28 protein-coding genes are annotated in these 24,187 nt (G+C 66.5%); 9 read left to right on the plus strand and 19 right to left on the minus strand.

The genetic code is table 11. The features are described from left to right. From BLQ70_RS05445 to pyrF, 3 genes are read right to left on the minus strand one after another with little or no spacing between them, the layout of a single operon-like run. Positions 1 to 309: a DUF1330 domain-containing protein gene (locus BLQ70_RS05445; RefSeq protein WP_061965366.1), complete on the minus strand. Its 309-nt coding sequence runs from the start codon at positions 307 to 309 to the stop codon at positions 1 to 3. A gap of 2 nt (positions 310 to 311) precedes the next feature. Further along, positions 312 to 599 (minus strand): DUF1330 domain-containing protein, encoded by a 288-nt coding sequence (locus BLQ70_RS05450; protein ID WP_091856090.1) that lies wholly within the window; start codon positions 597 to 599, stop codon positions 312 to 314. A 37-nt stretch (positions 600 to 636) separates the two neighbouring features. After that, positions 637 to 1,344: an orotidine-5'-phosphate decarboxylase gene (gene pyrF, locus BLQ70_RS05455; RefSeq protein ID WP_061965370.1), complete on the minus strand. Its 708-nt coding sequence runs from the start codon at positions 1,342 to 1,344 to the stop codon at positions 637 to 639. A gap of 179 nt (positions 1,345 to 1,523) precedes the next feature. On the opposite strand from pyrF, the gene BLQ70_RS05460 reads away from it, so the two are divergent. Next, positions 1,524 to 2,288 (plus strand): sulfite exporter TauE/SafE family protein, encoded by a 765-nt coding sequence (locus tag BLQ70_RS05460; RefSeq protein ID WP_091856091.1) that lies wholly within the window; start codon positions 1,524 to 1,526, stop codon positions 2,286 to 2,288. 78 nt (positions 2,289 to 2,366) lie between these two features. On the opposite strand, the gene BLQ70_RS05465 is transcribed toward BLQ70_RS05460, so the two are convergent. Genes BLQ70_RS05465 through epmA form a run of 3 tightly spaced genes read right to left on the minus strand, consistent with a single transcriptional unit; the run spans position 2,367 to position 5,173 of the window. Then, positions 2,367 to 3,029 carry a DsbA family oxidoreductase gene (locus tag BLQ70_RS05465; RefSeq protein ID WP_091856092.1) on the minus strand — a complete coding sequence of 221 codons (663 nt, stop codon included), beginning with the start codon at positions 3,027 to 3,029 and terminating at the stop codon, positions 2,367 to 2,369. A 15-nt stretch (positions 3,030 to 3,044) separates the two neighbouring features. Next, on the minus strand, positions 3,045 to 4,112 hold the full coding sequence (locus BLQ70_RS05470) for a lysine-2,3-aminomutase-like protein (protein WP_091856093.1): 1,068 nt from the start codon (positions 4,110 to 4,112) through the stop codon (positions 3,045 to 3,047). Then, complete coding sequence (gene epmA, locus BLQ70_RS05475; RefSeq protein ID WP_170843321.1) at positions 4,109 to 5,173, minus strand: EF-P lysine aminoacylase EpmA; 1,065 nt, start codon at positions 5,171 to 5,173, stop codon at positions 4,109 to 4,111. Before epmA ends, BLQ70_RS05470 begins: the two co-directional genes overlap by 4 nt. Before the next feature lie 176 nt (positions 5,174 to 5,349). Here epmA and efp point away from each other — a divergent pair, with 176 nt between their 5' ends. The 3 genes from efp to BLQ70_RS05490 all read left to right on the plus strand — a co-directional run bounded on the left by efp (position 5,350) and on the right by BLQ70_RS05490 (position 7,023). Beyond that, positions 5,350 to 5,919 carry an elongation factor P gene (gene efp / locus BLQ70_RS05480; RefSeq protein WP_091856193.1) on the plus strand — a complete coding sequence of 190 codons (570 nt, stop codon included), beginning with the start codon at positions 5,350 to 5,352 and terminating at the stop codon, positions 5,917 to 5,919. Positions 5,920 to 6,008: 89 nt separating this feature from the next. Further along, positions 6,009 to 6,527, plus strand: coding sequence for a DUF1993 domain-containing protein (locus BLQ70_RS05485; RefSeq protein WP_091856094.1), 519 nt, complete (start codon positions 6,009 to 6,011; stop codon positions 6,525 to 6,527). 16 nt (positions 6,528 to 6,543) lie between these two features. Further along, the gene (locus BLQ70_RS05490; protein ID WP_091856095.1) at positions 6,544 to 7,023 is read left to right on the plus strand and encodes a GNAT family N-acetyltransferase; all 480 of its coding nucleotides are present in this window, start codon (positions 6,544 to 6,546) and stop codon (positions 7,021 to 7,023) included. Between the two features lie 263 nt (positions 7,024 to 7,286). Here BLQ70_RS05490 and BLQ70_RS05495 read toward each other — a convergent pair whose 3' ends face one another. From BLQ70_RS05495 to BLQ70_RS05540, 10 genes are all read right to left on the minus strand, one after another. Next, complete coding sequence (locus BLQ70_RS05495; protein ID WP_091856096.1) at positions 7,287 to 7,937, minus strand: MBL fold metallo-hydrolase; 651 nt, start codon at positions 7,935 to 7,937, stop codon at positions 7,287 to 7,289. Positions 7,938 to 7,967: 30 nt separating this feature from the next. After that, positions 7,968 to 8,291: a hypothetical protein gene (locus tag BLQ70_RS05500; protein WP_091856097.1), complete on the minus strand. Its 324-nt coding sequence runs from the start codon at positions 8,289 to 8,291 to the stop codon at positions 7,968 to 7,970. Further along, positions 8,288 to 9,904 (minus strand): fumarate hydratase, encoded by a 1,617-nt coding sequence (locus BLQ70_RS05505; RefSeq protein WP_091856098.1) that lies wholly within the window; start codon positions 9,902 to 9,904, stop codon positions 8,288 to 8,290. Before BLQ70_RS05505 ends, BLQ70_RS05500 begins: the two co-directional genes overlap by 4 nt. Positions 9,905 to 10,023: 119 nt before the next feature. Continuing rightward, positions 10,024 to 10,485, minus strand: a complete 462-nt coding sequence (gene ptsN / locus BLQ70_RS05510) for a PTS IIA-like nitrogen regulatory protein PtsN (protein ID WP_061965390.1) — start codon at positions 10,483 to 10,485, stop codon at positions 10,024 to 10,026. A gap of 85 nt (positions 10,486 to 10,570) precedes the next feature. Continuing rightward, positions 10,571 to 11,155: a ribosome hibernation-promoting factor, HPF/YfiA family gene (hpf, locus tag BLQ70_RS05515; protein WP_091856099.1), complete on the minus strand. Its 585-nt coding sequence runs from the start codon at positions 11,153 to 11,155 to the stop codon at positions 10,571 to 10,573. Between the two features lie 136 nt (positions 11,156 to 11,291). Then, positions 11,292 to 12,815, minus strand: a complete 1,524-nt coding sequence (rpoN, locus tag BLQ70_RS05520; protein WP_061965394.1) for an RNA polymerase factor sigma-54 — start codon at positions 12,813 to 12,815, stop codon at positions 11,292 to 11,294. 157 nt (positions 12,816 to 12,972) lie between these two features. Then, complete coding sequence (lptB, locus tag BLQ70_RS05525; RefSeq protein ID WP_425284554.1) at positions 12,973 to 13,935, minus strand: LPS export ABC transporter ATP-binding protein; 963 nt, start codon at positions 13,933 to 13,935, stop codon at positions 12,973 to 12,975. Beyond that, positions 13,865 to 14,581, minus strand: a complete 717-nt coding sequence (locus BLQ70_RS05530) for an LptA/OstA family protein (RefSeq protein ID WP_061965398.1) — start codon at positions 14,579 to 14,581, stop codon at positions 13,865 to 13,867. The genes lptB and BLQ70_RS05530 overlap by 71 nt, the downstream gene beginning before the upstream one ends. A 1-nt stretch (position 14,582) precedes the next feature. Beyond that, positions 14,583 to 15,359 (minus strand): LPS export ABC transporter periplasmic protein LptC, encoded by a 777-nt coding sequence (gene lptC / locus BLQ70_RS05535; protein ID WP_061965400.1) that lies wholly within the window; start codon positions 15,357 to 15,359, stop codon positions 14,583 to 14,585. Positions 15,360 to 15,515: 156 nt separating this feature from the next. Beyond that, positions 15,516 to 16,130, minus strand: a complete 615-nt coding sequence (locus tag BLQ70_RS05540; RefSeq protein ID WP_091856102.1) for a ribonuclease D — start codon at positions 16,128 to 16,130, stop codon at positions 15,516 to 15,518. Between the two features lie 234 nt (positions 16,131 to 16,364). On the opposite strand from BLQ70_RS05540, the gene BLQ70_RS05545 reads away from it, so the two are divergent. The 3 genes from BLQ70_RS05545 to BLQ70_RS05555 all read left to right on the plus strand — a co-directional run bounded on the left by BLQ70_RS05545 (position 16,365) and on the right by BLQ70_RS05555 (position 18,749). After that, on the plus strand, positions 16,365 to 16,793 hold the full coding sequence (locus tag BLQ70_RS05545; RefSeq protein WP_091856103.1) for a DUF805 domain-containing protein: 429 nt from the start codon (positions 16,365 to 16,367) through the stop codon (positions 16,791 to 16,793). Positions 16,794 to 16,884: 91 nt separating this feature from the next. Continuing rightward, positions 16,885 to 18,096, plus strand: a complete 1,212-nt coding sequence (gene dapE / locus BLQ70_RS05550; protein WP_091856104.1) for a succinyl-diaminopimelate desuccinylase — start codon at positions 16,885 to 16,887, stop codon at positions 18,094 to 18,096. Between the two features lie 68 nt (positions 18,097 to 18,164). Beyond that, the gene (locus tag BLQ70_RS05555) at positions 18,165 to 18,749 is read left to right on the plus strand and encodes a hypothetical protein (RefSeq protein WP_139163490.1); all 585 of its coding nucleotides are present in this window, start codon (positions 18,165 to 18,167) and stop codon (positions 18,747 to 18,749) included. Positions 18,750 to 18,761: 12 nt separating this feature from the next. On the opposite strand, the gene truA is transcribed toward BLQ70_RS05555, so the two are convergent. The 3 genes from truA to def all read right to left on the minus strand — a co-directional run bounded on the left by truA (position 18,762) and on the right by def (position 21,154). Continuing rightward, complete coding sequence (truA, locus tag BLQ70_RS05560; protein ID WP_091856106.1) at positions 18,762 to 19,514, minus strand: tRNA pseudouridine(38-40) synthase TruA; 753 nt, start codon at positions 19,512 to 19,514, stop codon at positions 18,762 to 18,764. Further along, a complete protein-coding gene (gene fmt, locus BLQ70_RS05565) occupies positions 19,514 to 20,443 on the minus strand; it encodes a methionyl-tRNA formyltransferase (RefSeq protein WP_061965410.1) in 930 nt (309 codons plus the stop codon). The genes truA and fmt overlap by 1 nt, the downstream gene beginning before the upstream one ends. Before the next feature lie 171 nt (positions 20,444 to 20,614). Then, positions 20,615 to 21,154, minus strand: coding sequence for a peptide deformylase (gene def, locus BLQ70_RS05570; protein WP_091856107.1), 540 nt, complete (start codon positions 21,152 to 21,154; stop codon positions 20,615 to 20,617). 114 nt (positions 21,155 to 21,268) lie between these two features. On the opposite strand from def, the gene BLQ70_RS05575 reads away from it, so the two are divergent. Both BLQ70_RS05575 and BLQ70_RS05580 read left to right on the plus strand, forming a co-directional pair. Continuing rightward, complete coding sequence (locus BLQ70_RS05575) at positions 21,269 to 22,453, plus strand: DNA recombination protein RmuC (RefSeq protein WP_091856108.1); 1,185 nt, start codon at positions 21,269 to 21,271, stop codon at positions 22,451 to 22,453. A gap of 319 nt (positions 22,454 to 22,772) precedes the next feature. Then, positions 22,773 to 24,187 (plus strand): methyl-accepting chemotaxis protein (locus BLQ70_RS05580; RefSeq protein WP_139163491.1); only part of this gene is annotated, 1,415 nt, incomplete at its 3' end.

Consider the following 24,187-nt stretch of genomic DNA (forward strand, 5'->3'; position numbering starts at 1 on the left):
CTATTCGCCCGGCTGCGGCCCGTCATAGCCGCCGATGATCACGAGATCGGACTGGCCGGCGCTGCTCAGGTGCTTCACCGCTTCCTGGTATTCGGGCGAGGCGTAGCAAGCGCGGGCCGTCTCCTCGTCCTTGAACTCGATGACGACGTTGTGCTTGCGGCCCTCGCCGCGGGCGAGCTTGTATTCGCCGCCGCGAACCAGGAACTTCGCACCGTATTTGGCGAAGGCTACGGCATTGAGCGAGCGGTACTTGGCGTAGGCCTCGGCGTTCTCGACGTCGACGCGCGCGATCCAATAGCCCTTGGCCACGGTCAGGCTCCCTCGACGGCGACGAGATCGATCTCGCCGGCACCTTCGCGCAGCTTGCGCGCCTCGGCATATTCAGGGGAGAAGAGGTAGGCCCGCGCCGATGCGAAATCCTTGAACTCGATGATGATGTTGCGGGCACGGCCTTCGCCTTCGCCCACCGTCATCTGGCCGCCACGCACGATCGGCGTGCCGCCGTAGATCTTCATGACCTCGGAGGCCTTGGCGGCATAGCCCGCCCATTTGGTCGCGTCGGTGACCTTGGCGCGGCCGATGACATATCCCTTGGGCATGGTGCTATCCGTTGGCTGAATCGGGTTCGGACGGAGCTTACGAAGCCGCGACGATCTCGTCCATGACCGCGCCCGCCGCCGCACGCGGGTCTGCCGCGCGGATGATGGGACGCCCGACGACGAGATGATCGGCACCGACGCGGATCGCCTCGGCCGGGGTGAGCGTGCGCTTCTGGTCGCCCGCCGCGCTCCCGGAAGGCCGGATGCCCGGCGTCACGATGACCATGTCCGGCCCGATGACCTCGCGCACGATCGCCGTCTCGGCAGCCGAGCAGACGATGCCGTCGATGCCGGCCGTGCGAGCCTGCTCGGCGCGCAGGCGCACGAGATCGCGCACCGCGAGCCCATAGCCGGCATCGCGCAGGTCGCCATCGTCATAGGAGGTGAGCGCAGTGACCGCGAGCAGCTTCAGGTCAGCATCGCCGCGGCCTTCGACGGCACCGCGCATGGTCTGCGGATAGGCATGGACCGTGAGGAAGGTGACGCCGAGCTTGGTCAGCGAGTCCACGCCCTCGGTCACGGTGTTGCCGATGTCGTGCAATTTGAGGTCGAGGAAGACCTTCTTGCCCTCGGCGACGAGCTGGCGCGCGAGATCGAGGCCGCCGGCGAAGGCGAGGCGATAGCCGATCTTGTAGAAGGTGACGCCGTCGCCCAGCGTCGAGACCAGGCGGTAGGCATCCCACACGGTCGGTACGTCGAGGGCGACGATCAGGCGGTCGCGGACATCGTTGATCTTCGGGTTCATCAACCGGCTCCCTGAGTTTCGAGGGAAGGCGCATGATTCGAAGCAGGATGCAAGCGCGGGAAGCGCGAGCCCGGCACGGAGAACATCCTTCTGCGCATTGCTGCCTTTCCGAGAAACCTGTTTCCCCTGACCGGCCGACCCTCTAGGCCACACGCTCCGCTTCCTCGGAGACGCCGACGATGTCCTGGGCTGCCCTGACCGGGTTTCTGCTGCTGACCGGCATGGCCGCCTATGTCCAGACGCTGACCGGTTTCGCCTTCGGGCTGATCACGATGGGCGGCGTCGGCCTGACCGGTCTGCTCTCGCTGCCCGATGCCGCCATGCTCGTCAGTGTTCTCACGCTGGTCAACGCGGCGCAGATGCTGCTCAAGGGCTGGCGCGATGTCGACTGGCGCAAATTCGCGCTGGTTCTGATCGCGAGCTGGCCCTTCCTCTTCATCGGCTTCAATCTGCTGGAATGGCTCGCCGCGAGCCGGGCCGATCTGCTGCGGCTGGCGCTGGGCTTCGTGATCATCGTCTCCAGCCTGCAGCTCGCGCGGAAACCCGACCCGTTCCGGCAGCCGTCGCGAGCCCCCAGCTTCCTGTTCTTCGGTGGCATCGCCGGATTGATGGGCGGCCTGTTCTCGACCGCAGGCCCGCCGCTGGTCTACCATTTCTACCGCCAGCCGATGCCGCTCGTTGTCGTCAGGGAAACGCTGGTGACGATCTTCGCGCTGAACGCCCTGTTCCGCACCGGGCTCGTCATCGCCTCCCAGCAGATTCCCGCGGCATCGACGCTATCGGCTCTCTTCGCCATTCCGGCAGTGATCGCGGGAACACATCTGGCACGCCGCTATCCGCCCCCGCTCTCGCAAGCCGTCATGCGGCAGATGGTGTTCCTGCTGCTGTTCCTGTCGGGCGTTTCGCTGGGCGCGCCGGCGGTTATTCACCTGCTTGGATTCTGAACCGTCATGCTCGCTACAAAGGCGAGCGTGACGCCCCCCTGAACGACGGCGTGGCTGCGTCGAGAAACCCGGCAGGCGCTAGAACTGCGGTTCCTGCGGAGCCTGCGCCGTCAGCACCTGCTGGAACACCTGTGCCCAGACTTCCGGCGGCTGCGCACCCGAGACCGCGAGCTTGCCGTCGACGATGAAGAAGGGCACGCCTGTGACGCCGACCTTGCGAGCGTGATCCTCCAGCCCGATCACGGTCTCGCGCAACTCGTCATTGGCGAGTTCGTCGCGGGCGGCCTGTTCGTCGAAGCCCTGCTCGACCGCGATCTGGATCAGCGTCTCCAGATCGCCGATGTCGCGCCCATCCTGCCAATAAGCCTTGAACAGGGCCGCCGTCATGTCGCCGCCGCGCTGCACCGTCGAGGCGGCTGCAACCAGCATATGGGCCATGCGGGTGTTGACGCTCTTCGTCACCTTCGCCCAGTTGAAGGTGACGCCGCTCTCCAGCGCCGCCTCCGACAGCCGAACCTCGATCTCCTTGCGCTTGCCGGGGCCGAACTTGCTTTCGAGGTACTGGGTACGATCCATGCCCTCCTCGGGCATCTCCGGGTTGAGTTCGTAGGGCAGCCAGGTAATGGCGAAGCGCTCGTTCAGGCCATAGCGCTCCAGCGCCGTCTCCAGCCGGGCCTTGCCGATGAAGCACCAGGGGCAGGCGATGTCGGAGACGATCGCGAGCGGCATCTTGTCCTGCATGTCGATGTCCTTGTCTCAGGCAGGCGGGTAGCGGTGCTGCCCGCCATGCCGGTCTTCGGCGAGCGCTTCCACGCCCGGCGTCTCGCAGCCGGAGAGGAAGGCGGGGCCCACCGGAATCTTGCCGGCACCGCCGGGGATGTCGAGGATATAGGTCGGCTGGCACAGCCCGGAAAGGTTGCCGCGCAGGCTTTTGACGAGCGCCTGCCCCTCCTCAAGCGTCAAACGGAAATGCGAGGTGCCGGGCGCGAGATCGGGATGGTGCAGGTAATAGGGCTTGATGCGGTTCTCGACGAAGGCCCGCATCAGGGCACCGAGCGTCCCGACATCGGCATTGACGCCCTTGAGCAGCACCGACTGGCTGAGCAGGACATGGCCGGCATCGGCGAGCGTTGCGATCGCCGTGCGGGCATCGTCGGTGAACTCGCGCGGATGATTGGCGTGGATGGCGATATAGCTCGCCTTGCCAGGGATGCGCAGTGCCCTGGCATAGTCCGGCGTGATCCGGCCGGGATCGACGACGGGCACGCGGGTGTGCCAGCGCGCGACCTTGATATGCGGGATCGCGGCAAGACGCTTCGCGACCTCGCGCACGCGACGGGCGGAGAGAATGAAGGGATCGCCGCCCGTCATGATCACCTCCCAGATCTCAGGACGGGAGGCGAGATAGGCGAGCGCCGCGTCGAGCTTGGCGCCGGTCAAGGCATCGCCGCCGGGGCCGACCATCTCGCGACGGAAGCAGAAGCGGCAATAGACCGGGCAGGCATGGACGAGCTTGAGCAAGGCGCGGTCGGGATAGCGATGGACCACGCCCTCGACCGGGGAATGAGCCTCGTCGCCGATCGGGTCGGCCAGCTCCTGCGGCAGCGTCGTAAGCTCGGCCGCATCAGGGATGAACTGGCGCGCGATCGGGTCGGTGGGATCAGCCGGATCGATCAGCCCGGCAATGGCCGGCGTCACCGAGACGGCATAGCGCTCCGCCACCTTCTGCAAGGCATCGCGGCGCGCGGGCGCGGCCAAGCCGGCCTCGACGAGCGCGTCGATGCTGCGCAAAGGCTGGCCACCGGGGGGCTGGTGAACGGTCATGCCCCTCCCCTGCCCGGTTCCGCGACCGGCGTCCAGAGCACATCCTCGATCCGGCGGGCGCCCACACAGAGCATGACGAGCCGGTCGAAGCCGAGCGCGATGCCGGATGCGGCCCGCATCAGTGCCAGAGCCTCCAGGAAATCCTCGTCGACCGGATAGCGCTCGCCATAGATGCGCTCTTTCTCGTCCATATCGGCCTCGAAACGGCGGCGCTGTTCGGCAGGGTCGGTGAGCTCGCCGAAGGCATTGGCGAGTTCGACGCCGCAGGCATAGAACTCGAAGCGCTCGGCCACGCGCGGATCGCCGGGCTTAGGCCTTGCGAGCGCGGCCTCGCTAATTGGGTATTCGCAGAGGATCGTGGCACGGCCACGGCCGAGATGCGGCTCGATGCGCTCGGACAGGATGCGACTGAAGATGTCGGACCAGCTATCGTCTTCGGCGACCCGGATACCGGCCTCGATTGCATCGGCCGCGAGCCCGCCCCGATCGAGTTCCTGATCGGCGGTCACCGTGCGTAGCAGGTCTATGCCGGCATGGCGCCTGAAGGCCTCCTGCAAGGTCAGGCGCTCGGGCTCGGCGAAGGGGTCGGCCTCGACGCCCCGCCAGCGCAGCATGGTGGCGCCGGCGGCACGCGCAGCCTCGGCCAGCAGCGCCGCGCAATCCTGCATCAGCGCCTCGTAACCCTCGCCGGCGCGATACCATTCCAGCATCGTGAATTCGGGGTGGTGCAGGGCCGTGCGCTCGCGATTGCGGAAGACGCGGGCGAAATCGAAGATGCGGGTCTCGCCGGCCGCGAGCAGCTTCTTGGCCGCGAATTCCGGCGAGGTGTGCAGGTAATAGGGATGCGGCTCTGCGGCATTGTCGATCAGCGTCGTGCCGAAGCCATGCAGATGCGTCTCGTTGCCGGGCGAGACCTGGAGGATCGCCGCCTCGACCTCGGTGAAGTCGCGGTTCTCGAACCAGCGGCGCAGCGCCGCCTTGATCCGCCCGCGCGCCAGCAGCGCAGGCCGGCGGTCGGCATGGACATCATGTCGCCAGAACGGCGTCGGGGACGAACTCATCGAAACTCGCATCGAATGCGTCGGAAAGCTTTCGTTTCGCGCGCGAATGCGGTAGTTGCGCGGCGACAGAATTCGCATAGAGCATCGCGCGAAAAAGTGGGAACCGGTTTTTCGCGATAGCGATGCTCTGAATTTCAGATTTGCGCGACAACGCTGCGCACCAGAAGGACATTCACGTGGTCAAGGTCATCGCCTCTTCTGTCCGCAAGGGCAACGTCCTCGAGCTCGACGGGCATCTCTGCACCGTCATCTCGGCCGAGAGCTTCTTCCCGGGCAAGGGCACGCCGACGACGCAGATCGACATGCGCCGCATCTCCGACGGCACCAAGATGACCCAGCGCTACAAGACGACCGAGCAGGTCGAACGCGCCTATGTCGAGGACCGCGACTTCACCTATCTCTACCAGGACGGCGAGCAGTACGTCTTCATGAACCCGGAGACCTACGACCAGATCCCGGTCGACAAGGACGTGATCGGCGACGCCGCTCCCTATCTCCAGGAGAACATGAAGGTCTCGCTCTCGGTGTTCGAGGACAAGGCCGTCGCGATCGAACTGCCGCAGCGCGTCACGCTCGAAGTCGTCGAGACCGAGCCGGTGACCAAGGGCCAGACGGCCTCCTCCTCCTACAAGCCGGCGATCCTCTCGAACGGCGTGCGCAGCGCCGTGCCACCGCATGTCGGCATCGGCACCCGCGTCGTCGTGATGACGGCCGACGGCTCCTATGTCGAGCGCGCGAAGGATTGATCTGCTGGCGCAGAGCGCCGCAGAAAATTCTCCTCTATAGCTTTTCGCAGCGGGCCCTTTCCGGGCCCGTTGTCGTTTCCGAGGACATCATGACGCTCACAGTCAAGGCCGCCGCCCTTTCCGGCTTCGTGCAGACGCTCAAGGCGCTCGACGCCATTCTCGACAAGGCCGTGCAACAGGCCGAGACCCGCAAGATCCAGCCGGAGGTGCTGCTGAGCGCCCGCCTCGCGCCGGACATGCTGGCCTTCACCCGCCAGATCCAGCTCTGCTGCGACTTCGCCAAGAACGCGGTCGCCCGCCTTTCGGGCGGCGAGAACCCGCGCTTCCCGGACGAGGAAAAGAGCTTCCCGGAGCTGAAGGAGCGCATCGCCAAGACGCTGGCCTTCGTTGCAGCCGCCGACAGCGCGACACTCGATGCCGGGCTTGCCCGCGAGGTCACCTTCCCGCGCGGCCCCTCGGCGACCGTGACGATGACCGGGGAGGCTTATCTCACCCGCTTCGCCATCCCGAACTTCTATTTCCACGCCACGACGGCCTACGACATCCTGCGCCAGAACGGCTTCCAGATCGGCAAGCAGGACTTCCTGCTCGGCGTCTTCGACGCCTGAGGCCAGCCTTCCTGACATGAGCCCGATGCCGGCCATCACGATCGAACGCCCCTCTCCCCGGGATGCCGGGGAGATCGCCGCGCTCTATCTGGCGTCGCGCGCGGAGGCCCTGCCCTGGCTGCGCCGTGTCCATAGCGACGACGAGGTCAGGGGCTGGATCAAGCATGTCAGGCTTGTCAGCGGCGAGAGCTGGGTCGCGCGGGAGGCCGGGCGCATCCTCGGCTTTCTCTGCCTCGACGGCGAGGATCTCGACCAGCTCTACCTGCTGCCGGGCCAGTTCCGGCGCGGCATCGGCTCGCTGCTTCTCGCCAAGGCGAAGGAGCTGAGCCCGGAGCGGCTCCACCTGTTTACCTTCCAGCGGAACATGGCTGCGCGGGCCTTCTACGAGCGCCACGGCTTCCGCCTCGTCGACCTCAACGACGGCGAGCGCAACGAGGAAGGCGAGCCGGACGCGCTTTACGAGTGGCGCCGATCTTTTTCGACCGGGGACTTGTAATCGGGAAGCGCCCTTCCCATCTTGGGATCACGGCGATGTCGAGAGCGTTCCACAGCTCTCCAGCGCCGTTGAAGACGGCCATGAGCCGAACGTTTGACGCCGGATGTACGCGCACCCGTTCAGGACATGGCCGTTGGTTCATTCCGAGGCCCGTAGCGGACATCCGCTGCGGGTCTTTTCGTTTCCACCTTCCGCCTTGGCGAGCACGGTGCTCAGGACGCAGATGCTCGCCACAAGGGCGAGCATGACGCCATGGCTTTCTCTCAACCCTGCAAGAACGGATTATTCTGTCGCTCTTCGCCGAGCGTGCTGGCCGGGCCGTGGCCTGGCAGGAACTGGACGTCGTCCCCGAGCGACAGGAGCTTCGTCTTGATCCCCGAGATCAGCGCCTCATGGTCGCCATAGGGGAAATCGGTGCGGCCGACGGAGCCGGCAAAGACGGTGTCGCCCGCCAGCAGGAAACGCAGATCCTTCTGGAAGAAGGTGACATGGCCCGGCGAATGGCCCGGCACATGTGCGACCGCGAAGGTCAGGTCGCCGAGAGAAACCGTATCGCCCTCCTTCAGCCAGCGCGTCGGCACGACCGCCTTCATGCCGGGGATGTCGAAGCGCAGCCCCTGTTCCGGCAAGGCCTCGAGCAGGGGCTTGTCGCCCTCATGCGGCCCGATCACCGGGATCGACAGCGCCTCGGCCAGCTCTGTCGCGCCGCCGGCATGATCGAGATGGCCGTGCGTCAGCCAGATCGCGACCGGGGTGACGCCGAGCTCCTTCAGGGCGCCCAGAAGCTTCGGAACATCGCCGCCGGGATCGACGATGGCCGCCTCGTTTGATTTGGGCTCCCAGACGATCGAGCAATTCTGCTGGAACGGCGTCACCGGCACGACGGCGATCTGGAGCGGCGGCTGGTCGGTCATGGGAGGCCTTTCGATGGTCGCAGAAGGCTTTTACCGCCCGCCGCAGCGACTGGCGATGAGCGCGCGGTAATTCACCAGCTCGGAATCCATCTCGGCGACATTGCGCGCGCGTTCTGCCCCGCCCTGACAGGCGGCGAAGACCGAGCGGGCCTTCTGGAGATAGATGACATGCTCGCGGAAGGTCCGGCACTGCGTCGCCTGGTCGGCGCTCGCCACACCTGCAAGCCGCGTCTGCTGCTGGCGGAAGCCGGCCTCGTTCTGGAAGAGATCGCGCGAGCAGGTCGCCGGGCGCGGCTGCTGGGCCAACGCGGGAGCAGCCAGCAAAAGCGCCGCAACGGCCAGGACCAGCCTCATCCGAGGTTCAGCTCCTTGAAGAAGTCGTTGCCCTTGTCGTCGATGACGATGAAGGCCGGGAAATCCTCGACCTCGATCCGCCAGACCGCCTCCATGCCGAGCTCCTGATATTCGAGCACCTCGACCTTGCGGATGCAGTCCTGCGCAAGGCGCGCCGCCGGGCCGCCGATCGAGCCGAGATAGAAGCCGCCATGGGCCTTGCAGGCCTCCCGCACGGAGGCCGAGCGGTTGCCCTTGGCGAGCATCACCATCGAGCCGCCGAAGGATTGGAACTGGTCGACGAAGGAATCCATCCGGCCGGCCGTGGTCGGGCCGAAGGAGCCCGAGGCGAAGCCTTCCGGCGTCTTGGCCGGGCCGGCGTAATAGACCGGGTGGTTCTTGAAATAGTCGGGCATGCCCTCGCCGCGCTCCAGCCGCTCGCGGATCTTGGCATGGGCGAGATCGCGCGCGACGACGATCGTGCCGGTCAGCGACAGGCGCGTCTTGACCGGGTGCTTCGAGAGCGTCGCGAGAATCGCGCTCATCGGCTGGTTGAGGTCGACCTTGACGACATCGCCGCCGAGCGAGGCGTCCTCGACCTCCGGCAGGTACTTGGACGGATCGGTCTCCAGCGCCTCCAGGAAGATGCCATCCTTGGTGATCTTGCCCTTGGCCTGGCGATCGGCCGAGCAGGAGACGCCGAGCCCGATCGGCAGCGAGGCGCCGTGGCGCGGCAGGCGGATGACGCGCACGTCATGGCAGAAATACTTGCCGCCGAACTGCGCGCCGACGCCGAGCGCCTGCGTCATCTTGTGGACCTCCTCCTCCATCTCGATGTCGCGGAAGGCATGGCCCGAGGGCGACCCCTTCGTCGGCAGCGCGTCGAGATATTTGGTCGAGGCCAGCTTCACCGTCTTGAGATTCTGCTCGGCCGAGGTGCCGCCGATGACGATGGCGAGGTGGTAGGGCGGGCAGGCGGCAGTTCCGAGCGTCAGGATCTTCTCCTTCAGGAACGCCATCATGCGGTCCTTGGTCAGGAGCGAGGGCGTCGCCTGGTAGAGGAAGGTCTTGTTGGCCGAGCCGCCGCCCTTGCAGACGAAGAGGAATTTGTAGGCGTCCTCACCCTCGGCGTAGATGTCGATCTGCGCCGGCAGGTTGGTCGCCGTGTTCTTCTCCTCGAACATCGAGAGCGGCGCGAGCTGGGAATAGCGCAGGTTGCGCTTGAAATAGGCATCCGCCACGCCCTCGCCGAGCGCCGCCTCGTCGTCGCCATCGGTCCAGACCTTGCGGCCCTTCTTGCCCATGACGATCGCGGTGCCGGTGTCCTGGCACATCGGCAGCACGCCGCCGGCCGCGATATTGGCGTTCTTCAGCAGATCATAGGCGACGAACTTGTCGTTCGAGGTCGCCTCGGGATCGTCGAGGATCTTGCCGAGCTGGGCGAGGTGACCGGGACGCAGCAGGTGGTTGATGTCGATGAAGGCCTGTTCGGAGAGCTGGCGAATCGCTTCGCGCGAGACGTTCAGGACCTCGCGGTCGCCGATCTTCTCGACGCTGACGCCTTCGCTGCCGAGCTTGCGATAAGGCGTGGTGTCCTCGCCCAGCGGGAAGAGATCGACATGCGTATAGGCCATGGCCAGCGGCTCCGAAACAGGGTGCACCGCGATCAGGACATGGAAGACGCGGTAACGATCCAGCCGGCGTCATAGCCCGTCGGCCGGCATCGTCCAAGCAGTCTTTAATGCGTTTAAGCCTAGGCCGCCTGCGCGGCTGATTCGGCGAGGATCGCGTAGATCGCGGCGGGGTCGCGGACCTTGCGGACCTGTTCCAGAACGGTCTGGTTACGCAGCACGCGCGCCACACGGGCGAGCGCCTTGAGATGATCGGCGCCGGCACCTTCAGGCGCGATCAGCACGAAGATGATGTCGACGGGCTGACCGTCGAGCGCGTCGAAATCGATCGGCTTCTCGGTGCGGGCGAAGAGCCCGACGAGGCGATCGATCGCCGGCATGCGGCCATGCGGGATCGCGATGCCATCGCCGATACCGGTGGAGCCGAGCCGCTCGCGCTGGAGCAGAGCTTCGAAAAGCTCGCGGTCCGGCAGGCCCGTCAGCGAGGCGGCATGCTGGGCAAGCTCCTGCAGAGCCTGCTTCTTGCCGTTGGCCCGCAGCGGCGAGATCACCGCTGCTGGGCTCAGAAGATCGGTCAGCGTCATTCGCCCGTCCATGCATGTCCCGTGCCGGTCGAAAAGCCGGCGGCACGGGTCAGGTTCGACGGCCGGAGCGGATCGCCCGCCGGCCTCAGGACAACGATGCCGGCGGGTCGATCCAGCCGATATTGCCGTCGCGGCGGCGGTATACGACGTTCATGCGGCCATTGCCAGCGTGGCGGAAGATGACGACCGGCGCGCCCGTCAGGTCAAGCTCCGCGACAGCGTCGCTTACCGTCCTGATATGCAGGGATTTGGTCGATTCCGCGACGATCACCGGGTTATCGCCGGCTGAAGCCCCATCGATTCCCTCGATATCCTCATCGGGAGCCGCGATCACGTAGCTGGGGATTTCGATGCCGACGTCGCGGCCATTGCCCGCCGAACGATCCTTCAGCCGACGCTTGTAGCGTCGCAGCCGCTTCTCGATGCGCTCGGCCATCTTGTCGAGGCTGGCATAGGGATCATGGGCAGTGGCAGAGGCTTCCAGCGTGATTCCCGAGGAGAGGTGCAGGACACCGTCGGTCCGGAAGGCGGAGCCGTCCTTGTCCACCGTGACGTGGCCCTGGTAGCCACCCTCGTAATATTTGCTGACCGCCGCAGCGACCCGCTCCTCGGCCTGGCCGCGCAGGGCCTCGCCGACATCGAGATTCTTGCCGGAGATTCGCAAGCTCATGGAGTGCTTCCCCTTGGTTTAGCCATGGCCCTGTTCGGCCATCCCTAGGAGCTAAGAACCGCGAGTCGGGGTTGTCAATGAGCCGGCGCACTCATGGCGCGCATGCGCCTGCGCTTTGGAACAAAATCGCGCGACGCTACCCCAGCGCCATCGCGACTTTCTCGCGCCGGCGCTCCATGGAGGACGGGATTCTGAGGGATTCGCGGTATTTCGCCACGGTGCGCCGAGCGATATCGATGCCGCCATCCTTGAGCCGGGTGACGATGGCATCGTCCGAAAGGACCGCCGAGGGGCTCTCGTCGTCGATCATCTGCTTGATCCGGAAGCGGACCGCCTCCGCCGAATGCGCTTCGCCGTAGCCGGTCGCGGCGATCGCGGCGGAAAAGAAGTACTTCATCTCGAAGACGCCGCGCGAGCAGGTCAGGTATTTGTTCGAGGTGACGCGCGAGACGGTCGATTCGTGCATGCCGATCGCATCGGCCACGGTCTTGAGGTTGAGCGGGCGCAGATGCTCGACGCCATGGGCAAAGAAGCCGTCCTGCTGCCGCACGATCTCGCTCGCGACCTTCAGGATCGTCCGGGCGCGCTGCTCCAGCGAGCGGGTCAGCCAGTTCGCGGTCTGCAGGCATTCGGCGATGAAAGCCTTGTCCGAATCGTTGCGGGCCGCCCGCGAGACGCGCGCATGGTAGGTCTGGTTGACCAGCAGGCGCGGCAGAGTGTCGGGGTTGAGGTCGATCAGCCAGGAACCGTCGGGCGCGGCGCGGATGAAGACATCCGGCACGACGGTCTCGGCGGCCGAGCCGCCGAAGGCGCGGCCCGGCTTGGGGTCGAGGCGGCGGATTTCGCCCACCATATCGGCGATATCCTCGTCGTCGACGCCGCAGAGGCGCTTCAGCGCGGCGAAATCGCGCTTGGCGACCAGCGGCAGATTCGCCACCAGTGCCTGCATCGCCGGGTCGAAGCGGTTGCGGTCGCGCAACTGGATGGCCAGGCATTCGGCGACGTCGCGGGCCGCGACGCCGGACGGGTCGAAACCCTGGACGACGCGCAGCACCGCCTCGACCCTGTCGATGGCGACGCCGAGGCGTTCGGCGATCTCCGCCAGCGGCTCGCCGAGATAGCCGCTATCGTCGACCGCATCGATGATATGGCGGCCGATGATGCGCTCCGCCGGCGCGATGACGGCGAGATCGAGCTGCGCGATCAGGTGATCATGCAGCGAAGCGTCCGCCGTCAGGCTGCTTTCGAAACCCTCGGGATCGCCGTCGAAGGAGCCCCCCGACGCGCCATAGGCGCCGCCGACGATCGGCAGGCTGTCGGCCCCGCCCGCCTCGCTGCGGGCCGGGGTCGGCTGCTCGTTCTGGAAAACATTGTCGAGCCCGGTGCCGAGCCTGCCCTCCATGCCCTCCTGCGTATGCAGGCTCTCGGCACGGGCGAAGCTCTCGGCATCGGCGGCGTGAGGACCATCGGCATCATCGGGCCGGGCCGGCAGGTCGTTCGCCTCGTCGCGCTCCAGCAGCGGATTGCGCTCGAGCTCGCCCTCGACGAAATTCTGAAGCTCGAGATGGGAGAGCTGCAGGAGCTTGATCGCCTGCAGCAGCTGCGGCGTCATCACCAGGGATTGTCCCTGGCGCAGCTCCATGCGCGGCATCATCGCCATGCGCCAAAGGCCCTTCCCACTCGCGCGCCATCGGCACGCTTCTTGCTTGCGAAAAGGACACTAGCGCCGGCTCACCGCCGCGTCAAAGGCTGCACCGCGCCTGCGGACAGAGAATGATGCACCGCAACAAATCCGCAGCGAAGCGGGCCGAAGCGCCTCAGAGGCGGAAATCCTCGCCGAGATAGACGCGCCGGACATCCGGATTGGCGATGATCTCGGCCGGCGAGCCTTCGGTCAGGACCCGTCCCGAGTGGATGATGTAGGCGCGGTCGACCAGACCGAGCGTCTCGCGGACATTGTGGTCGGTGATCAGCACGCCGATGCCGCGATCGGTCAACTGACGCACCAGCGCCTGGATGTCGCCGACCGCGATCGGGTCGATGCCGGCGAAGGGCTCGTCGAGCAGGATGAAGGAGGGCTTGCCGGCCAGGGCCCGCGCGATCTCGCAGCGGCGGCGCTCGCCGCCCGAGAGCGCGATCGAGGGCGCCTTGCGCAGGCGGGCGATGGTGAATTCCTCGAGCAGCTGGTCGAGCTGGCGCTCGCGTGCCTTGCGGTCGGGCTCGACCACCTCCAACACCGAGCGGATATTGTCCTCGACCGACAGGCCGCGGAAGATCGAGGCTTCCTGCGGCAGGTAGCCGATGCCGAGGCGCGCGCGCTGGTACATCGGCAAGGCCGTGATGTCGTTGCCTTCGAGCGAGATGATGCCGGCATCGGCCGCGACCAGGCCGGTGATCATGTAGAAGATCGTCGTCTTGCCGGCGCCGTTGGGGCCGAGCAGGCCGACCGCCTCGCCCTGGCGCAGATGGAGACTTGCATCGGAGACGACGGCACGCCCGCCATAGCTCTTGCGCAGGCCGTCGACCGCGAGGACGCCCGGTCCGCCGATCGCGGCGACCCTGGACGAGGCCTGGCGAACCTCCCCGTTGTCACGATTGCCGAAAAGACCGCGCAACCGGCCGAGGACGCCCGGTTGCTGCGGGCGTGGGGCCGGCCGCGCCGGCGCGGCCGTGGGACGAGGCGCTTCGGAAACAGTCACTGCAGCACGATCAGTTGGTGGGCTTGGGCGCCGGCTTGGCGCCGGGCTTGCCGGCCTCGGTCTTGTTGGCGTCGGCCGCATTCGGAACGAACAGGCCCTGCACGCGCCCGCCCTGGACATTCGCGATGCCGGTTTCCGTGTTGTAGATCAGCTTCTCGCCGCGGGTCACGTTCGGCCCGTCGTTGAGGGCGACATTGCCGGTCATGATCACGACGTTGTTGGCGCGATCGAACTCGGCATTGTCCGAGGTCGCGGCCTGTGTCTTCGAGACCACCGTGACCGGCCCCTTGCACAGGATGCGCTTGATCGAGCTGTCATTGCCCTGACCGCCCGCGCCCGCGCCCGCCGCCGCGGGAGCCGGCGTTGCCGGGCGCCCGGCGGTTCCGCCCGGCCCGCCACGGCCCTCGTAGAGCACCGTCATCACGGTGCAGCGAACCGTCGTCTCGCCCTGCACGGCCACGACATTGCCGGAGAAGATCGCCTTGTTCTCCTTGTCGAGCACGTCGAGCTTGTCCGCGTCGATCTTGATCGGCTCCTTGCTGTCGCCGCCGAGGCCACCCAGCGCCGAGGATGCGCCGCGCGCCTTGGCCGGGGCTGCCTGCGGCTTGGCGGGGGCGGCCTGCGCGAAGGCCTCCTGCGGCGCGCCAAGCAGCGCGAAACCCGCTGCAAGCAGCAGCGCGGCGTCGCGGGCATCTGCGAAACGGAGCATCTGGCCAGCCCTGGTCATGTCACTGTCTCTTCCCATTACCAGCGTCGCCCGCCGGTGCTGCATCCGCGGGAGGAACCCGATTCGCTTTCAGCAATTCCGGCATCGGCGTGCTGCCCTCGCGTTCGGGGCCGGCGAGCGTACCTGCTGGCGCGTTTCGGATGAAGACCCGCACCCGTCCCTCGAAGGCGATCAACTCGCCATTGTTCTTCACGTCAAGGGTGTCGGCGTCCACCGTGGTCTCGCCGAGGCTGACCTTGACCGGCTCCTTCGAGACGACGGTGCCGGATTTGAAGTCGACATCGGCCGTCTTCATCTGCATCTCGTGGTCGCTCTCGGTGCGGATCCTGACGTCGTCGATGAGGCGCAGCTTCTCCTTCTGCGTATCGAACAACCCCGTCTTCGCATTCACCGTCACCCAGCCCTCGCGCTCCATCTGGATGCGCGCCGTCAGGGTCTGGAGCTCGATCTGCGTCGGATTCCTGATCTCCTGGAAGGCGTTCACGGCCGTGACCTGGTAGGGCCGGTTGTCCTTGCGGTAGCCCGAGAGCTTCGGCGTCTCCATCCTGACCTTGCCGCCGGTGATGCCGACGGAGCTGACCGAGACATTCGCCAGCTTGCCGCCGAGCGGCGACAGGAAAGGAATGACGACGAGCGCCAGCACGAGCACGATCGCCGCGACGGGAATCAGCCGGCGCAGGAGGTGCACCAGTTGCGTATGGCGCCGCGCTGCGCCGAAGGCCGCGCGCCGGCGCAGCGCCTGCGCGGCCAGCCCCGCAGCCGGGTCGTTGAAGGTCATTGCCAAAGTCATGTCCCGCGCAATGGCAGCCGCTGACGGCATTTTCGTGTCACAGGACAGGCCACATCGCGCCCCCGCGTAGCTCGTCCATGAGGGCGCGCGCTTGTCCGCGCGCGCCACCCGCGCGCAGACTGACGCAAGAAGCCTTGGAAATTGTCAAGTGTGCGCGAAGATGTCGGTCTCGTCCCAGCCGGCGAGATCGAGCTCGGCCCGGTAGGGCAGGAACTGGAAACAGGCCTGGGCGAGGTGCCGGCGCCCTTCGCGCGCCAGCATCGTCTCGAGCTTCTCGTGCAGCGCGTGCAGGTGCAGCACGTCGGAGGCGGCATAGGCGAGCTGGGCCTCGCTCAGCGTATCGGCGCCCCAGTCGGAGGATTGCTGCTGCTTCGACAGGTCGACGCCGAGCAGTTCGCGCACGAGATCCTTGAGCCCGTGCCGGTCGGTATAGGTGCGGGCCAGCTTCGAGGCGATCTTGGTGCAATAGACCGGCGTCGTGACCACGCCGAAGGCGTGCTTGAGCACTGCGACGTCGAAGCGGGCGAAGTGGAAGAGCTTCAGAACGGCCGGGTCCTCGAGCAGGCGGATCAGGTTCTTCGGACGCTCGCCGTCCTTGGGAATCTGCACGACATCGGCGGTGCCGTCACCGCGCGACAGCTGGACGACGCAGAGCCGGTCGCGGTGCGGATTGAGGCCGAGCGTCTCGGTATCGATCGCGACGCTCGACCCGGCCTCATAGCCGTCCGGCAGGTCGCCGCGATGGAAACGGATGGTCATGCTCGAAACCTCACTGGGGCCGCGCGGAGGCGCCCTTCAACTGCACTTCACGACAAGGGGAACGGCAGGCCGCGAGCCGAAAGCAACGCGTGTTCCGCAGCTAACCGCCAGCCCCGTCGCGTTCAAGCCCTTTCTGGGCCGATATAAACTCTTAGGCGCCCCGTTAACCTTTTATTCACCATAAGCTTCACCGTCGCGGCAAGCCGTGCGACAAAGGCCATCGGAGCTTGCCTGATGTCCCTGATCCGCCTCTTCAGCGATTTCGACGGCCGCATCGGCTTGCGGACCTTCTGGCTCGGCAGCATCGCGGTCGCGCTGACCCTGCTCGCCATCCAGCGCACCGTGCCGCTTCTGGTCGGTTACCGGGACGCGATCATGGTCGTCGCCTTCGTCAAGGCCTTCGCCCTGTTCCCCTGGGCCGCGCTGGCAGCGAAGCGTGCCACCGACCGTGGCAGCACACCGCTCTTCGGCATCCTGCTGGTCTGCGCGATCGTGCTGCCGGAGCATCTGCGCGTCGTCATGCCGTTCGGCTGGCGCCCGTCGCTGGAGGCGATCTCGACCATGGCCTGGGTCGTCGCCTTCATCGATCTCGGGCTGCTGCCGTCGGCAACGAAGCAGGATAGGGTTGCGGCCACGCCAGCGGGAGCTAGAACATCAGATTGAATACCAATCCTATGTTCTAGATCTTTGATTTTGCATCGGCTTTCCCGAAAACCGCATTCCACTTTTCGGGCCGATGCTCTAAAGCGGCGGAATGAGCGCCGCACCCACCTCCCCCACCCCCGTACTGCCTTTCGACCCGGCCGACCCCGTCGCCTTGACGCAGGCCCTGGTCCGCTGCCCCTCGGTGACGCCTGAAGAAGGCGGCGCGCTCGCGTTGCTTGCCGCTGTGCTCTCGGCGGAAGGCTATGACGTGCATCGCCCGGTCTTCAGTGAGCCCGGCACGCCTGATGTCGAGAATCTCTATGCCCGCATCGGCAGCACCGCTCCGGTCTTCGTGATCGCCGGCCATACCGATGTCGTTCCTGTCGGCGACGAGGCCGCCTGGACGCGCGAGCCCTTCGGCGGCGCGATCGAGAATGGAACGCTCTACGGGCGCGGCGCCTGCGACATGAAGGGCGGGCTCGCCGCCATGGTCGCAGCCGCGATCCGCTACGGCCGTGACAATCCCGATGCGCCCGGCTCGATCGCCTTCCTGGTCACCGGCGACGAGGAAGGCCCCTCGGTCAACGGCACGGTCAAGCTGCTCGCCTGGGCGCATGAGCGCGGCGAGCGCTTCGACCATTGCATCCTCGGCGAGCCGACCAATCCGGCGACGATGAGCGACATGATCAAGATCGGCAGGCGCGGGTCGCTGACCGGCAAGCTCACCGTCCAGGGCACGCAGGGTCATGTCGGCTATCCTCATCTCGCCGACAACCCGATCCGCGGCATGGTGCGCCTGCTCGCTGCCCTCGACGCCACACCGCTCGACGGCGGCACGCAGCATTTCGACCCGAGCAATCTCGAAGTGACGACGCTCGATGTCGGCAACCCCGCGACCAACGTCATCCCGGCGCAGGCGAAGGCGGCCTTCAACATCCGCTTCAACGACACATGGACGCCGGAGACGCTCGCCGCCGAACTGGAACGGCGCCTGCACGAGGCGGCCGGCAACCAGGTTCGCTACACACTCGAGGTCCAGCCGACCAATGCGGTCGCCTTCCTGACCGAACCCGGCCCCTTCGTCGCGATCGTCGCCGACGCGATCGAGGCCGAGACCGGCAAGCGCCCGGCGCTCTCGACCACGGGCGGCACCTCGGACGCGCGCTTCATCAAGAATTACTGCCCCGTCGTCGAATACGGCGTCGTCGGCAAGACGATGCACCAGATCGACGAATCCGTCGCCGTCGCCGACCTCGTGGCGCTCGAACGGATCACGCATCGTTTGATTACCAGCTATTTTGCCGCGCACCGTCAGGCTTGACGCGACGGAACCACGGCCCATTATCGCGGTTAGACGAAAGTCTAAGATCGCAGATGATGGAGACCGTGATGAGGCTGGCAGCCGATGACGTCGCGCGTTCGCTGCGCGGCTCCTGGCACCTCATGACGCGGGGCGCCGAGGCTCTCCCCGAGCTCGACCTGACGCGGGACGGGTTCTGGCGCTCCTTTCTCGCCTTCGCGCTGATGCTGCCGGCGACGGTCGCCATCCTCGCGGCGGTGCGCCTGGTCGCCGGGCTGCCGAACAGCGCCGGATTGTTCGCCGCGCCGACGCTCGCCCTGTCGGTGATCGCGGCGATGGCGCTGACGATCCTTGCCGTCCCGGCCCTGCTGATCGTGCTGCGCCCGGAGCTCGCGCAAAGCCCGCGCTTCACCAGCTTCGTGATCGCCTGGAACTGGGCCGGCATCGTCTCAGCCAGCCTGATGGCGGTCCCGGCGGCGATCTTCGCGATCGGCTGGGCGCCGCCGAAGCTCGCGATCGTGCAGTCGCTCTTCTTCGCCGCGATCGTGCTGAGGCTGCGCTATTGCGTGGCGCGGGCGGTTTTCGGCCCGGAGGTTCGCGGCGTCGCCCTGCCGCTGGTCGCCGCCAGCCTGGTGCTCGACTACGGCGTCACGCGGCTGTTCGGCCTGTTCTGAGGCGCCGCGGCCTCAAGCAGACGGATCGACATAGTCGACCCCGGCGAGATAGAGCCCGCAGGACGGCGCCAGCGCCGCGCATTGCGAGCGGTCGCGGGCGGCCAGGACCTTGCCGACCTTGTTCTCCGGCCAGCGGCCCATCCCGACCATCTTCAGGCAGCCGACGATCGAGCGGACCTGATGATGCAGGAAGGAGCGGGCGTGGACATAGACGACGATCTCGGAGCCCTCGCGGCGGACATCGCAGCGATCGAGCGTGCGGATCGGACTGTTGGCCTGGCATTCGGCGGCACGGAAGGTGGTGAAGTCGTGCTGGCCGAGCAGCGCCTTGGCCGCGCGGTCCATCGCCTCGTGATCGAGCTTGACCGGCACATGCCAGACGCGGTCGCGATCGAGCGCCGGCTGGGCCCGGCGGTCGAGGATGCGGTAGACGTAATAGCGGCGCCGCGCCGAGATGCGGGCGTCGAAATCGCTGGGGACCAGTTCGGCGCTGAGCACGGCGACCGGAATCCGCTTCAGCCGGGCATTGGTCGCGTCGCGCACGACATCGGTGCGCCATTCCTTGTCGATATCGACATGGGCGACCTGATGGGTGGCGTGGACGCCGGCATCGGTCCGGCCGGCGCAATGCAAGCGGACGGGATGACCGCAGAACGCTTCCACCGCCTCCTCGACGCTCTGCTGCACGGACGGGCCGTTGAGCTGGCGCTGCCAGCCTGAGAACGGCGTGCCGTCGTACTCGATGACGAGCTTGTAGCGCGGCATCAGAGCTTGTCGCCGGCTCCGAGCCGGGCGCCGCGCAGGAACTCGGCCCCGCTCATCGGCGCCTTGCCGGCGCGCTGGACCTGAAGCAGCTTCACCGCCCCGACGGCGCAGGCGACACTGCCCTCGTCGTCGAGCAGCGTGCCGGGCTCGGCCGCGCCGCCGGCCCGGGCCGTGCGCAGGATCTTCAGGCGCTCCGGCCCCTTGCCGAGATCGATCTCGGCGAAGGCGCCCGGGAAGGGCGAGAGGCCGCGCACGAGGTCGTGGACCTGCTGCGCCGGCAGGGTCCAGCTCAGCTTCGCCTCGGCATTCGCGATCTTGCTCGCATAGGTCACGCCCTCTTCCGGCTGCGGCGTGAACTGCAGGCCGCCGCGCCCGAGCGCAGCGAGCGCGCGCACCATCAGATCGGCGCCGAGCAGGCTGAGCTGATCGTGCAATTCGCCGGCCGTCATGTCCGGGCCGATCGCAAGGTTCTCGACCATGGCGACAGGTCCGGTATCGAGACCGGCTTCCATCTTCATGACACAGACGCCGCTCTCGGCATCGCCCGCCATGATCGCACGCTGGATCGGCGCGGCGCCGCGCCAGCGCGGCAGCAGCGAGGCGTGGAGATTAAGGCAGCCGAGTTCGGGCAGATCGAGGATCGCCTGGGGCAGGATCATGCCATAGGCGACGACGACGGCGACATCGGCCTGGTGCGAGGCGATGATCTCGGCCTGCTCCGGCGTCTTCAGCGTCTTGGGCGTGAAGACCGGGATGCCGAAACGCTCGGCAGCGCGATGCACCGGCGAAGGCTTCGTTTCGAGGCCGCGGCCAGCCTGCGCCGGGGGGCGGGTGTAGCAGGAGACGACCTCATGCCCCTGGCCTACGATCTCGGTCAGCACCGGCACGGCAAAATCCGGCGTGCCCATGAAGATGACGCGCAAGCTCATACGCTCGACCTTACCTTGGCCCGGCTCGATACCGGGAAGAATAGAACAGCCCTCATCCTGAGGAGCAGCCAGAGGCTGCGTCCCGAAGGATGATCCTGTCGCCTCCTGAAGCACCCTTCGAGACGCCGCGCACCGCGGCTCTCAGGACGAGGGCTCGGATACGACCGCTCGCTACGCAGCCCGTTCGCGCTTGGCTGCCTTGGCGAATTTCTTGGTGACGCGCTCGCGCTTCAGCCGCGAGATGTGGTCGATGAAGAGCACGCCATCGAGATGGTCGATTTCGTGCTGCAGGCAGGTCGAGAGCAAGCCATCGGCCGCGATCTCATGGGTCTTGCCGTCGAGATCCATGTAGCGGACCTTGACCTCGGCCGGACGCTCGACCTCCTCGTAATATTCCGGGATCGAGAGGCAACCTTCCTCGTAGGCGCTGAATTCGTCCGAGGACCAGGTGACCTCCGGGTTGATGAAGACCTGCGGCTTCCGGGGCTCGGGCTCCTCGCCCTCCTTCGTCTCGGGCTTCGACAGGTCGATCGTCACCACGCGCAGCGGCACGCCGATCTGGATCGCCGCGAGCCCGATGCCGGGCGCGTCGTACATCGTCTCGAACATGTCCGCGACCAGCGTCCTGATCTCGGGCGTGACGGCCTCGACCGGCTTCGAGACGAGGCGAAGCTGGGCGTCGGGCAGGATGACGAGCGGGCGAACGGACATGGGATTCCAAGGAGAAAGAGCTGTTGAGCCCGGGACATAAGCATTTGTGGAGGAGCGGTCAAACTGTTCCGCTTTCGTTCGCAATTCCCTGCCGAATCGGCTAGGCTCCCGCGCATGAACGAGATCGCCTTCACCCTGCTGGAACGCCCGGTGACATGGGCCGAGGCCGCGCTGGGCTTCGGGGCCCTGAGCCTCGCCCTGCTGCTGATGGCGGTGATCGCCGGCTGGCGCGGCGGCCGGAGCCGCGCGATCGAGGCAGCGATGGCGACTGAGCGCGCCCGCGAAATGGACGACAAGGTCGCCGAGATGAACCGCCAGCAGGCCGAGCTCGCCGGCCGGATGCAGTCGATGGCCGAAATCCTGTCGACCCGGCAGGGCGATCTCGCCCGCCTCGTCGCCGACCGGATGGACGGCCTGAGCCACAAGGTCGGCCAGGGTCTCGAGCAGAATGTCCGCCAGACCACCGAAAGCCTCGGCAAGCTGCAGGAGCGGCTGGCGGTGATCGACAGCGCCCAGAAGAACCTGACCGACCTCACCTCCGAGGTCGTGACGCTCCGCGACGTGCTCGCCAACAAGCAGGCGCGCGGCGCCTATGGCCAAGGCCGGATGGAGGCGATCATCCGCGACGGGCTGCCCGCCGCCTTCTTCGCCTTCCAGCCACAGCTTTCCAACGGCAAGCGGCCGGACTGCCTCGTCACCCTGCCCGGCGACGGGCGCGGTCTCGTCATCGACGCCAAATTCCCGCTGGAGAGCTTCACGCTGCTGCGCGAGGCGCGCGGCGACGACGCGAAGAAGACGGCCGGCCAGCGCGTGCGCAGCGATGTCGGCGTGCATGTGAAGGATATCGCCGAGCGCTATTTCCTGCCCGGCGAGACGCAGGACATCGCCCTGCTCTTCGTGCCCTCCGAATCGATCTATGCAGATCTGCACGAGCATTTCGACGACGTGGTCCAGCGGGCGCACCGGGCGCGCATCATGATCGTCTCGCCCTCGCTCCTGGCACTGGCGATCCAGCTCATGCAGTCGCTGGTTCGCGATGCGCGGATGCGCGAGGAAGCGCAGGTGATCCAGACCGAAGTCGGCAAGCTGCTCGACGACGTGCGTCGGCTCGGCGAGCGCGTCGACAAGCTCGACAATCATTTCAGGCAGGCACAGGACGATGTCGGCCAGATCAAGACCTCGGCCGGCAAGGTGACGAGCCGCGCCGAGAGGATCGGCGCGCTCGATTTCGACGACGAGAAGAGCGAGCCGAAGCTGCCCTTCGCCAAGGGGCTGGAGCTGAAACGCGCTGCCGAGTAGGCACCGGCGCCTTCACGCCTGCCGTCACGGTAAACGCTTCCTGCGCTTTTGATTTCTGCACTTGCGATGCGGAAGCTGCGCTGCTTGGCCGGCCACAGCGAAAGTACGCGTTCATGCCCGGGCGGCCCGCCCGTTGCGGCATTAGAACAGTTTTAAGCATTATCTGGAAGAAATTCAGGCGCTATCAGCACTCAATACGATCGAATGCCGGCCTGGACTAGGCATCTCGACCACGCCTGCAGCCTAAACCTATGCGTTGCCGGCGGCATGCACTCCATAGCTGCCATACCGCGTCGTTCTTCCCGAGAGATGGCCCTTCATGCTGAAACTGCCTTTTCTGCGACTTCCGATCGCGACACGTCTGGCGATATTGGCCGTATTGATCGTCGGCGTTGCCGTGGCGGCCTCGGTTGCGGTGTCTCTTCGCGCGGCCGAGAAGGCGATGCGGGAGCGGGCCCAGTCGAGCCTGACGGTCAACATCAACCTTCTGCGGGATATCCTTCTTGCCAAGGGCGAGCCCAGATTCGAGGGCGGCAAACTCATTTTCGGCAGTGAAAGCGTCAACGGCAACTTCGCCGCGGTCGACAAGGTGAAGGAGCTTTCCGGCGGTACCGCCACGGTCTTCATGGGCGATACCCGGGTGACGACCAACGTCATGAAGCCGGACGGCACCCGGGCCGTCGGCACCAAGCTGGCACAGGGCCCGGCCCATGATGCCGTCTTCAAGGAGAAACGCACCTATTCCGGCGCGGCCGACATTCTCGGCGTGCCCTATTTCACGATCTACGAGCCGATCATCCAGAAATCGGACGGCAACGTGATCGGCATTCTCTATGTCGGCATCAAGCAGGAGGAATTCCTGTCCGTCATCGGCGAGATGATCCGCGCCAACATCATTGCCGGCCTGGCGATCGCGGCCGTCGCGGCGGGCCTGCTGTTCTGGCTCGTACGTCGCATGATGAAGCCGCTCGCGACCTTGAGCGCGGCTCTGAAGCGGCTCGCTCAAGGTGATCTGGACACGCCCGTTCCCGCTTTCGGCGGCGACCGCGAGTTCGGCGCCATGGCCAACGCCGTCGAGGTGCTGCACCATGCATCCATCGAGAAGATCCGGCTGGAACAGGATGCTGCCGCGCAGGCCGAGTTGATGGGCGAAACCCGCCGCCAGACAGAAGCGCAGCGACAAGCGGCGGCGCGCGAGCAGATGGAGCAGGCTCAGGAGTTGGAACGGGTCGTCGAAGCGCTCGCCAAGGGGCTTGCCGCCCTTTCGGAGGGCGATCTGCGCCACCGCATCGAGGCGGACATGCCCGCCGCCTATGCCAAGCTGCGCGACGACTTCAACGAGACGGTGGATCGCCTGTCGGACACGGTGGCGACGATCCAGACGACCTCGGCCGATGTCGGCCTCGCCGCCCGCGAGATCAACATGGGCGCCGACGATCTATCGAAGCGCACCGAGGAGCAGGCCTCCTCGCTGGAGGAGACGGCCGCTACGACAGAGGAACTCGCGGCCTCGGTCAAGGCCTCGGCCCAGGCCTCGAAGGATGCCGCGCGGATCGCCGACGAGGCGATGCAGGCGGCCGAGAGCGGCGGCACTATTGCCGGCCAGGCGGTCGACGCCATGGCCAGGATCGAGAGCGCCTCGCAGAAGATCTCCGACATCATCCGGGTGATCGACGACATCGCCTTCCAGACCAATCTGCTGGCGCTCAACGCCGCGGTCGAGGCGGCCCGTGC

Origin of the sequence: Allobosea robiniae, from assembly GCF_900102525.1 — a bacterium.
GTDB lineage: Bacteria > Pseudomonadota > Alphaproteobacteria > Rhizobiales > Beijerinckiaceae > Allobosea > Allobosea robiniae.